We start from the raw sequence: 11,495 nt of genomic DNA on the forward strand, positions 1-11,495 counted from the left end.
TCTGATGAAAAAACAACTTTTACTGGTTTGGGTTCTGGCTGCTGCGGCTACGTGTGCAGTGCAGGGGCAAACGTTGCAGCGAGCTAAGGTGGGAGGCCCCTGGCCTGTGCGCGCTGCCATCCTCACGGATACCGTGGGAATGAACGGAGCGAAGTATAATCCGTCCGATCTACTGCGTCAGTCTTATGACGTGACGGGCAAGTCGCTGCGCGAGATCACGGCAGATAAGGAGGGACGCTTTGTCGGTCAACGGAGCAGCACGAGCAAAGCTTCGACTTCGGAGATGACAGTTTACACATTTTCCCTCACGGCAGAGCGTTTTGCCAAAGGCGATATCGAAGTGTATGGTCAGGGACGAATGTCGCTTTGGCAGGACAACAAACAAATCGGAATAAGCGAGGGTACTAACGCCAAGGGCGACAGTACGGTGCGATTCACGGCACCGCTTACGCTTGTGCCGGGTACACATGAGTTTGTTCTCAAGAGTTTATTGCTCGAAGGAGACAGCACTTTGACGGATGTACGTCTCGTACTCAAACCAAAGACGGCCCGTGATTCAACGGTGCTCTACCCGAATTATACGGGAAAGCGACGCCTGACGCTGGATTATATGATGAACGGTACATTCATAGGTGGCGGCAGTTTGTCTCCTTCGGGGAAGTACGTTGTCACATCGTATCGTGTAGGACGTGACAATAAAGCTGCGGTGACGTACTCTCAACTGCGTGATGCCAAAGGCCGTGTCCTCACAGATATAAACGACCGTGACGTCATCGGCTGGATGCCACATGAAGATTTGCTGATGGCTATTCGCAAAGAAGGAAATGTAAAACGTCTGATCGCTTTCGATCCGATGGGCCAAAGCGAACGAACGCTCATCGCTGATATGCCTGAGACTTCCTTCAGAATGTCGCCGGACGGAAAGTACTTTATCTTCATGAAAGAGGAGAAAGGACCAGGTAAGGACGCGCTTTTTGTGCGTAATATAGATCCCGATGACCGTCAGAACGGCTGGCGCAATCGAGCACAACTCTTCCTTCTTAATGCCGAAAACGGTGTGTACAGTCCGCTCACCTTCGGTTATTCCAATACATATATATACGACATCGCACCGGACAGCAAGCGTGTTTTGTTGGGAACACTGTCTACAGATTGGACGAAGAGTCCTTATCGATTCGTGACAGTGACAGAATATCATCTGGAGACAGGCAAGATCGATACGCTTGTGGTGCGTGATCCCTCCATCGACCAACTGCAATACACTCCCGACGGTAAGCGTCTTGTCGTCACGGCTGCTGCCGATGCTTTCGGCGGTGCGGGTGTCAATCTGCCTACCGGTATGACAGTTAATGGCTATGACAAGCAGTTTTTCCTCTTTGACATAGCGACGCGGAAAGTGACTCCGCTTACGAAGAACTTCGATCCCAGTGTTCAGTCTGGTCGTTTCGACAACAAAAACGGTTACTATTACTTCATTGCAGAGAAAGGTGCTCGCAAAGCGCTCTATCGTCTCAACCTGTCTTCGCAGGAGATCAGAGAGATACAGACGGGCGAAGATGTGGTGCGTTGGTTTGCAGTCGCTGCGGACAACGGCGCGCTCTGGTATGCCGGACAAAGTGCCAACAACGCCGACCGCCTTTATCGTCTCGACGGCAACCGCGGACAACTTGTCTGGGATCTCTCTGCCGAAAAGCTGGCTAATGTAGACTTTACGCCTGCCCGAGACTGGAATTACACGGCTCCGGACGGCACTGTTGTGGAAGGTTGGTATTACCTGCCGCCGCAGTTCGATCCTATGAAGAAGTATCCTATGCTCGTATATTACTACGGCGGAACCAGTCCGACGAGCCGTACATTGGAGGGACATTACTCGTTGGCGATGTATGCAGCGCAAGGCTATGTCGTTTATACGCTCAATCCGAGCGGTAGTACAGGCTATGGACAGGAATATGCCGCCCGTCACGTGAATGCATGGGGCGACCGAACTGCAGACGAGATCATCGGTGCGACGAAGGAATTTGTGCGTCAGCACAACTTCGTCGATGGCAAAAAGATCGGATGTTTCGGTGCCAGCTATGGCGGATTCATGACACAGTACCTGCAAACTAAGACGGATATTTTCGCCGCTGCGGTCAGCCATGCCGGCATCAGCTCCATCAGCAACTATTGGGGTAGCGGATATTGGGGTATGGGATACAGTACCGTGGCAAGCGCAGGGAGCTATCCGTGGAATAATCCTGAGCTGTACGCCAACCACAGTCCGCTCTTCCGTGCCGATAAGATCCACACGCCGTTGCTCCTACTGCACGGATCGGTGGACACGAACGTGCCGAAAGCAGAGAGCGTGAACCTCTACAATGCGCTCAAGATACTGGGACGCGAAGTTGAATTCATCGAATTTACCGAACAGGATCACTTCATCCTCGAACCGGAACGTCGTATCCGCTGGACCAATTCGATCTTTGCTTGGTTTGCGCGTTGGCTGCAAGACGACCCGACATGGTGGAACGAACTTTATCCGCCGACTAATCTGTAGCGGTCGTTCTACACGCCTAAAAACAGCAGGGGCTGTGCTTAAGGAAAATCCTTGGCACAGCCCCTGTTTCTATTGATGCTCGCCGCGACGAGCAGGGTGTTTGTTTAGGTGATTGAAGCCTTGTAAACGCCGTTGATCGAAGCTTCAAGCATGGCGTTGAAGTCAGCATCGCTTTGCTGAGCAGAGAGTCCTTCTACGAGTGCACGAGAGAAGGATGCGATGATTCCATGGTTGCGGCTGAGCAAATCGTTGGCATGCTCACGTGAGTAACCACCGGAGAGAGCCACGACGCGCAACATCATAGGATGCTCGATAACCTCCTTGTAGTAGTTTTCTACTGTCGGAATCGTGATTTTGAGCATTACCGGCTCAGTCATTTTGTCAAGCTGTGCGAGCAGTTCGCGTTTGAGGATCTCTTCAGCTTTGGCCTTGTCGGGGCAGTGAATATCCACCTCGGGTTCGAGGATCGGCATCAAGCCGTGGGCAAGAATCTCCTTACCCCATTGGAATTGTTGTTCCACGATGTCGCGAATACCTTGTTCATTGGCCTGCTTGATCACGCTGCGCATCTTCGTGCCGAATACATGGAAGTTTACGGCTTCGTCGCAGAGCTTACCCAGACCGGGGAAAGGCTTCATCAGCTGTACGCCGTTAGCCTCTTCTTCCAACCCCTTGTCCACTTTGAGGAAGGGAACGATGTGTCTTTTCTCCCAGAGGTAGTCCGCCGTGTGCATTCCTTCGATCTGGCCACGCATGGTACGCTCGAAGAGGATAACACCGATGATCTTACCTGTGGCGAAAGCCGGAGAGGTGATCATACGGGTGCGCATTTGGTGGATGAGGTCAAACATCTCTTCTTCCGATGCGTATGCATCCGGCTCGATGCCGTATGCTTTCAGTGCTTTGGGCGTAGAGCCACCACTCTGGTCCAGTGCTCCGATGAAGCCCGGAGCCTGACGCATCTGTTGCATTTGTTCTTTGTTCATAGCTTGTGTATTTGAATATGATAAGAGAGTTATTCTCAGAGTTCTTCTGCATTCAGCCCAAAGGTATAGATTATTTGTGAGAGGCATCCTCCCAAAGAGAATAATCCATCCGAAATGAAAGAAAACGGCTTCGGGGGCGCTCGCCGCGAGGTCTGTCTTCCGAAGCCGTAGACTGAAAGCCGGGTCGGTCTCTTGCTTGATGTCCGATGGAGTCCTACTGTCTATCCGATAGCGCCCCTTTTAATTAGAATCGGACATGCCGCTGAAGGTCTGCTTGATGACCATGTCGTGTATTTCTTTATTGCTGGCAACGCCAAGATAGGCCTATATAATAATGGCGCCAGAAAACAGCGAAAACTTGCGCCTAATTCTGCGAAAAATGGCACCAAATTATTTTTGATTTGGCGCCAAAAAAATTTCAAAATCGCGCCGTTTCCCGAAAGAATATGCGCCACGTTTTTTGACGCGATGTCTCATTTTTTTTACGGGCGTAATCAGAAGTGTGCCATCGGGGCGGTCGCGAAGTGTTGCGGCGCGCCCGAGGATGATGGGACGAAGCCGGTGAATTGGAACAAATGTTGTACTTTTATGCCTCATTCAGAACACCATGGAGCAAGAGCTACAACTGCAAACGGAGTATATCGAGAGCGACATCAAAACCCTGGAGTGGGACGAGCATATTCGCCGTCGCCCGGGTATGTACATCGGTAAGCTGGGCGACGGCACGCATGCCGACGATGGCATTTACGTACTGTTGAAAGAGGTGCTGGACAATTCGGTGGACGAATTCGTCATGGGTGCCGGCAAGCATATCGACATTACGATAGCAGACGGCACGGTCACCGTGCGCGACTACGGCCGCGGCATCCCGCTCGGCAAGCTGGTGGACGCTACCTGCAAGATGAATACGGGAGGGAAAATCGACTCGAAAGCCTTCAAAAAATCGGTGGGGCTGAACGGCGTCGGCATCAAGGCCGTGAATGCCCTCTCTACAGACTTCGTGGTCACGGTGTGGCGCGACGGCCTGACGAAGCGCGTGCGCTACAGCCGTGCCGCACTCTTGGAGGAGACCGATCCCGAGCCATCGACCGAGCTGTCGGGTACAGAGGTGCGCTTCACGCCGGATGAGACACTTTTCCGCAACTATCGGTATGCCGAGGAGTTTGTGCTCTCGATGATCAAGAATTACACTTTCCTCAATACAGGGCTCACCTTCCTATACAACGGTAAGAAGTTCGTCAGCCGCAAGGGTTTGGAGGATCTGCTTGCCGAGAACATGACGGGTGACGCTCTCTATCCCATCATTCACCTGAGCGATACTGACATCGAGGTCGTGGTGACCCATACGCAGCAGTATGGCGATGAGTTCTACAGCTTCGTCAACGGGCAGAACACAACTCAGGGTGGGACGCACCTGAGTGCTTTTCGTGAGGCGGTGGCACGCACGATCAAGGAGTTCTACTCCAAGAATTTCGAGTACAGCGACATCCGCAGTGGCATGGCGGCAGCCATCAGCATCAAGGTGGAAGAACCTGTCTTCGAGAGTCAGACCAAGACCAAGTTGGGCAGCCGCGACATGGGGCCTGACGGTCCGTCTATTCAGAAATTTGTGGGCGACTTTCTCAAGAAAGAATTGGACGACTACCTCCACATCCATACGGAGACGGCGGAGGAGATGCTGCGCAAGATACAGCAGAGCGAGCGCGAGCGCAAGGCCATGAGCGGAGTGACCAAGCTGGCTCGCGAGCGTGCCAAGAAGTCGAACCTCCACAACAAAAAGCTGCGCGACTGTACCATTCACCTCAACGACCCTAAGGCCAAGGAACCGGAGCGTACCAGTATCTTCATCACCGAGGGTAATTCGGCCAGCGGTTCCATCACCACTTGTCGCGATGCGAACTATCAGGCGGTCTTCAGCCTGCGTGGTAAGCCGCTCAACTGCTTCGGTCTCACCAAAAAGGTCGTGTACGAGAACGAAGAGTTCAACCTCCTCCAGGCGGCTCTCAACATAGAAGACGGGCTGGAAGGCCTGCGTTACAACCGCGTCATCATCGCCACTGATGCCGATGACGACGGGATGCACATCCGTTTGCTCATCCTTACGTTCTTCCTACAGTTCTTCCCCGATCTTGTGCGCAAGGGACACGTTTATGTGCTGGAGACGCCGCTCTTCCGCGTATTCCTGCCACCCGAAGCCAAGAAGCAGACCTTCGGAGCCGCCCCCAAGCGCGGACGCAAGAAGGCGGAGACGGACGAACCCAAACCTGTGACCGACATATACTGCTACAACGAGGCCGAGAAGCAGGCAGCTCTCAAGCAGCTGGGCAAACGTGCCGATGTGACCCGCTTCAAGGGTTTGGGAGAGATTTCGCCTGAGCAGTTCAAGGATTTGATTGATGAGGAGCACATTCGCCTCGAGCCGGTGAGCCTCAAGCGTGAGGATAAGATCAAGGAACTCCTCTCGTTCTACATGGGTAAGAATACGGCTGAGCGTCAGGAGTTCATCATTGACAACTTGGTTGTGGACGAAGGGGCCGTCTGATTGCGGTTCATAACCAACCTTATTCCATAGCATTATGAAAAAGACCATTGCTCTCTTTGCCGGTTCGTTCGATCCGTTTACACGAGGCCATGCCGATGTCGTTGAGCGTTCGCTGGCGCTTTTCGATGAGGTGATTATTGCCATCGGGGTCAACGAACAGAAGCGTACCCTCTACTCTGCCGACCAACGCCGCGAGCAAATAGCCCGCTACTATGCTGCCAACACTGCTGTGCAGGTGGTGACTTATCGCGGACTGACGGTGGATCTTGTGCGCGAAACGGGCGCTACCGTCCTCGTGCGCGGCATACGATCGGGCACAGACTTCGACTATGAGCATATGCTGTCCGACCTCAATCGTCAGCTCTCCGGCGTGGACACCGTCCTGCTCTGCACCGATGCTCGCCATTCTTTCATCAGTTCGAGCGTGGTGCGTGAGCTGATTACCTTCGGAGGAGACCCCTCTCCTTTCCTGCCGGAAGGCTTCATATTATAGTAGAACCTGAGACAAAAAAGGCCGCCCGACAGACGTCGGGCGGCCTTTTTTGTCGGTTGACGATGCTACGCGATGCGCAACTTAGAAACGGGCAGTGAGCGTAGCCATAGCCGTTAGCATCTTGTTGCCATTGTCATAGATGGCAGTGGCTCCGGCTCCGATGGTCTTGCTTAGATAATATTGGTAGGCGACGCGCGCTCCATAGCCGAGTCGAGTCATCGAATTGGTGTAGATATTGACGTTCGATTCTTGGTTGAGATAGGCGAAGCGGATGTTGTGCTTATTGGACAAACCTACCTGTGCCGCTATCACCAGATCGTGATCGCTGTTGTGAAAAAGCATACGCATTGGAGAGAATCCTACCACTGCCATATAACAATTGGCACTGCCTGAGTCGAAGAATGTCCAGGTCTCGTTGTTGTCGGGTGTCACGGTTACATTGAGCGTTCCCTCGTTTTCGTTGGAGGCGTAGGAGTATGTGTCGCGAGAGCTCTGGCGAGTGGCATTGTACATAGAGATGCCCACTTCCAGAATGCTACCTATGCGATGTCCCAGATAGAACCCGTAGGTGAAACTGCCCGGCACATTGTCCGTCTCGGAATAGCCTGCTCCGATCTGCATAGACCAGGGTTTGCCAATGTCTTGAGCGCTCACATGACTACCTGTCATGCACAATAATGCTGCGATAATGAGTAGAGTTTGCTTCATATTTTCTTGTCTTTATAAATTAAATATCTGTCGATTGCGTGCTCGAAACGGCATAACCAATACAAAAATAAAATGAAAGACTGAATATATGGAGCTAATCAATGAATGAATGCATGGTTTTTGTCGATTTTTTTGCTTTCTTATCTATTCTGTTTCTCGTGAGGATTCCAACCGGTCGATGAGGGCACTGAATATCCATTTTCCCCGTTTATGAATAAGGAATACTATCTTTGAATGTAGGAAGCCAAGGCGTTTGCTCTTGGAAGACGACAAGAATACAATATCGAACATGAACAAAGCAATCAAACTAATCATACTCTTACTGATGACAACGGCGGCCGCTTCAGCGCAGAAGTTGAGCCGAGAGCTGCAGCAATCGCTCAGTAAGATGGAGATGGCTGCCTATGCCATCAGCTCGCTTTACGTGGACAGCGTCAATAATGACAAGCTGGCCGAATATGCCATTCGGGGTATCTTGAATGAGCTGGATCCTCATTCGCTTTACACCGATGCCAAGGAGACCAAGAGCGAATTGGAGCCGCTCAATGCGGGATTTGACGGGATTGGTGTCCAATTCAATATGCTCACGGATACGGTCTATGTGGTGCAGGTGATCGCGGGTGGCCCGTCCGAGAAAGCCGGACTGCTGGCAGGTGACCGCATCATATCGGTGAACGATACGATCATTGCAGGGGTAAAAATGAGAACCAACGACGTCATGAAGCGTCTGCGCGGGCCACGTGACAGCAAGGTGAGGCTGGGCGTGCGCCGCGGAAGCGACAGCCTGAACTTTACGGTGCAGCGAGGCCTCATACCGGTGCATAGTCGTGAGGCTTGCTATATGGTCGATGATCGTACGGGGTATATCCGTCTGAGTCGATTTGCCCGCACGACCTATGACGAATTTGCAGAAGGTATCGCTCATCTGCGGGCTGCCGGTATGCAGCGATTGGTGCTGGATCTGCGCTTCAATGGCGGAGGCATTCTGGATCAAGCAGTCCAGATGGCGGGGACTTTCCTGCCGAAAGGCAGCACGGTGCTGACGGTGCGGAACAATCGTTCGCCTCAGATGAGCGATCGTATGGATGCACCGAGCGATAATCTGCTGCCCAAGGATATGCCATTGGTCATATTGGTGAACGAATTTTCGGCTTCGGCCAGTGAGATATTGGTGGGAGCTATTCAGGATTGGGATAGGGGTGTGGTGATCGGTCGGCGCACCTTCGGCAAAGGACTCGTGCAGCGTCCGCTACCGTTGCAGGACGGTTCTATGATACGGCTGACTGTGGCACGCTACTATACTCCCTCGGGACGTAGCATCCAGAAGCCTTATGCCAAAGGCAACTTCAAAGCATATGAGGAGGAAATCCTTGATCGCTTCAAACGTGGTGAGTCCATCCACAGCGATAGTATCCGCTTCCCCGATTCACTCCGCTACAAGACACTCGTTACCCATCGTACGGTTTATGGCGGTGGCGGGGTCATGCCAGATCTGTTCGTCCCGACGGATTCGGCTTTGTTCAACAGGCTACACCGCGAGATGTTGAACAGAGGTGTTTTCAATCGTGCTGTGCACAAATATGTGGATGCAAACCGTAAGCAACTCAAAGAACGCTATCCCGACAGACAGTCCTACGCCTCATTCCGCGTGCCGTCGGAGCTAACCGAAATGCTCAAGCCGCTGGCGGAAGCAGAGAAAATAGTATGGGACGATCAACTCTTTGCTGACGCTCGAGATCTTATCGAACGTCAGCTCCATGCTTATATTGCACGCGATGTGCTGGGAGAGGACGATTTCTTCTACTTCTTCAACCGTATGGACAAGGAATACTTGCGTGCGCTCAGTCTGCTGGATGACCCTGATGAGTACAGACGCTTGCTTGGTTTGGAATAAAGAGGTGGTGCAAATATCATTTATTCGTACTGATACGTTTTTATAATATGAAAGAGATAAGTAGACTTTTTCTCGTCGTTTTGGCTGCAATAGGGTTCGTCTTGGCGAGTGGTAGTTGCTCGGATGATTTCGATAAATATGCCGATTCGCCCAATGATCGTGCCGAATATTCTGTCGATACGGTTAAGTTCGACACCCTTTTCAGTCGTGTCAGTTCCTCCACACAGGTGCTTATGGTGTACAATCGGCTCAATCGCTCCCTTCGTTTGAGCGAAGTTGAGCTAGTCGGAGGTAAGACTCGTGGCTATCGTGTGAATGTAGATGGTCATGTGGGGACCAAGTTTTCAGATTTGACGATCCTGCCGAAAGACAGTATGTTCATCTTTATCGAAGCAACCTTCCCCGAAGGTGAGAGTGACGACCCCGTCGAAGTGAAGGATTCGCTCCGTTTCCTCATCAACGGTCGCACGGACTTTGTCCTTTTGCAGGGTTTCAGACAGAATGTTGATGAGGTCGGCAGTCTCATTATCGAACGGGATACGACATTCGGTGCCACAAGACCTACTTTGTTGCGGGACAGTATCGTGGTCAGATCGGGAGCAACGCTTACGTTGCCTGCCGGCAGTCGCATTTTGATGGCAAACAACGCCCACATCATGGTACGTGGCAGACTGATCGCCGAAGGAACACCCGCTCAGCGCATTATGATTGAGAATTTGCGTCACGACCTCTTATTGCAAGATGTGCCATACACCTTGGTGCCCGGACAATGGGGCGGAATAAGCATTTCCGAGGAGAGCAAAGGCAACGAACTTCGCTATACAACAATACGAAATGGCCGCTGGGGCATCATCGCGGAGGGAGGAACAGACGTCAGTACGCCCAAGTTGCTGATGCAGGGATGCATGGTGACCAACATAAAAGGGACGGGCGTGGCTGCATCCGGCGGATTGATTCGGATAGAAAACTCGGAGATTAGCAATACTTCCGGCTATACGTTGGCGCTTTTCGGGAGTGTTTGCGAACTGATTCAGAGCACGATCTGCAATTTCTACCGATGGGACACGCGTCAAGGCGAAGCCTTGCGCTATGTTTCTGCCTTTGCTCCTGAGGTTGCCGGCGGTGCATATATCCCTTCTTCGGGCAGTCGATTGGTTTTATCCAATAGTATTATTGATGGAAGTCGCTCTGTAGTCAAAATTGGAGACAAGGAGTCCGGAGGAGAAATAGCCCTGTCGGATGGTTCGACGGATGGGAACGAGGCTGCCGTTCTTAGTCGCATGACGATGCGCAATAGCTATATGCGTGCTCGTTCAAGCATCCTTTCCGGAGGAATTAGCGTGATGGAAGCTGACAAGGAGAACCTCGTTGATAGTACGTACTACTGCGTGGGCTATGATTTGGAGAAGAAGAAATATAATTTCCGATACGACTATCATCCCTTGCCGAAGGCTCCGTTTGTGGGTTTGGCCGATCCGACAGTTATGTCAGCGTACCCCACCGATCTCACAGGGACGCCCCGTCGGACGGCAACGGTGGGAGCCTATGAAGTGAAACCTCGCCCCTGAAGATGAGAAAAATCATCCCCTTACCCATACGTATATAATAAGGATATGAGAGAAGTCCGAATGGAAGAAGGTTGGAAAGCAGTCCTTAAAGAGGAGTTTTCTAAGCTGTATTTTGAGATGCTGACTGAGTTTGTACGTGGCGAATACCGAAGCGGAACGATTTACCCGCCTGCCAAATTGGTCTTTAGGGCCTTTGATGATTGTCCTTTCGACCGCGTCAAGGTCGTTATCCTCGGACAAGATCCCTATCATGAGCTCGGACAGGCCGAAGGATTGGCCTTCTCTGTGCCGCAGGGCGTCGCAGTGCCACCCAGTTTGCGCAACATTTGTGAAGAGATCCGCATTGATACAGGTCAGAATGCGCACATCCAAGGCGGCAATCTCAGCTCGTGGGCAGAACAAGGGGTGCTATTGCTGAATGCAACCCTCACGGTTCGTGCCGGACAAGCGGGCAGTCACCAAGGCAAAGGGTGGGAGACCTTTACAGATGCAGCGGTAGAAGCACTGGCTCGTCGGCGCGAACATCTCGTTTTTCTCCTATGGGGCAGCTATGCACGACGTAAGGCAGCGATGATCGATCCACGGCGACATCTCATCCTCGAAGCGCCACATCCATCCCCATTATCGGCCCATCGTGGTTTCTTCGGGTGCAAGCATTTCAGTCGTGCCAATGCATATCTCACACAGCATGGCCTCACGCCTATCTGCTGGTAGAGAGACCTCACTATTTTCTCGAAACAATCCTGACTGAATCGTTCCTTGTTTATT

The 11,495-nt window shown here is 52.1% G+C and carries 8 protein-coding genes; 6 read left to right on the forward strand and 2 right to left on the reverse strand.

Features of this window, described 5'->3' with window-relative positions; translation table 11 throughout:
* Positions 1-4: 4 nt before the first annotated feature.
* Positions 5-2,536, forward strand: a complete 2,532-nt coding sequence (locus C7382_RS00535; protein WP_116678367.1) for an alpha/beta hydrolase family protein — start codon at positions 5-7, stop codon at positions 2,534-2,536.
* Between the two features lie 104 nt (positions 2,537-2,640).
* Here the strand turns inward: C7382_RS00535 and C7382_RS00540 are convergent, their stop codons facing one another.
* Positions 2,641-3,522 (reverse strand): fructose bisphosphate aldolase, encoded by an 882-nt coding sequence (locus tag C7382_RS00540; RefSeq protein WP_116678368.1) that lies wholly within the window; start codon positions 3,520-3,522, stop codon positions 2,641-2,643.
* 607 nt (positions 3,523-4,129) lie between these two features.
* Between C7382_RS00540 and C7382_RS00545 the strand changes: the two genes are divergently transcribed.
* On the forward strand, positions 4,130-6,064 hold the full coding sequence (locus C7382_RS00545; protein ID WP_116678369.1) for a DNA topoisomerase IV subunit B: 1,935 nt from the start codon (positions 4,130-4,132) through the stop codon (positions 6,062-6,064).
* A 34-nt stretch (positions 6,065-6,098) separates the two neighbouring features.
* Positions 6,099-6,557, forward strand: a complete 459-nt coding sequence (gene coaD / locus C7382_RS00550; protein ID WP_116678370.1) for a pantetheine-phosphate adenylyltransferase — start codon at positions 6,099-6,101, stop codon at positions 6,555-6,557.
* An 81-nt stretch (positions 6,558-6,638) separates the two neighbouring features.
* Here coaD and C7382_RS00555 read toward each other — a convergent pair whose 3' ends face one another.
* Complete coding sequence (locus tag C7382_RS00555) at positions 6,639-7,265, reverse strand: hypothetical protein (protein ID WP_116678371.1); 627 nt, start codon at positions 7,263-7,265, stop codon at positions 6,639-6,641.
* Positions 7,266-7,554: 289 nt separating this feature from the next.
* Here C7382_RS00555 and C7382_RS00560 point away from each other — a divergent pair, with 289 nt between their 5' ends.
* From C7382_RS00560 to ung, 3 genes are read left to right on the forward strand one after another with little or no spacing between them, the layout of a single operon-like run.
* Positions 7,555-9,159: a S41 family peptidase gene (locus tag C7382_RS00560; protein WP_116678451.1), complete on the forward strand. Its 1,605-nt coding sequence runs from the start codon at positions 7,555-7,557 to the stop codon at positions 9,157-9,159.
* A 47-nt stretch (positions 9,160-9,206) separates the two neighbouring features.
* On the forward strand, positions 9,207-10,727 hold the full coding sequence (locus tag C7382_RS00565) for a right-handed parallel beta-helix repeat-containing protein (RefSeq protein ID WP_116678372.1): 1,521 nt from the start codon (positions 9,207-9,209) through the stop codon (positions 10,725-10,727).
* A gap of 45 nt (positions 10,728-10,772) precedes the next feature.
* On the forward strand, positions 10,773-11,441 hold the full coding sequence (ung, locus tag C7382_RS00570) for a uracil-DNA glycosylase (protein ID WP_116678373.1): 669 nt from the start codon (positions 10,773-10,775) through the stop codon (positions 11,439-11,441).
* Positions 11,442-11,495: the final 54 nt, after the last annotated feature.

Origin of the sequence: Porphyromonas loveana (assembly GCF_003096695.1) — a bacterium.
Lineage (GTDB): Bacteria > Bacteroidota > Bacteroidia > Bacteroidales > Porphyromonadaceae > Porphyromonas > Porphyromonas loveana.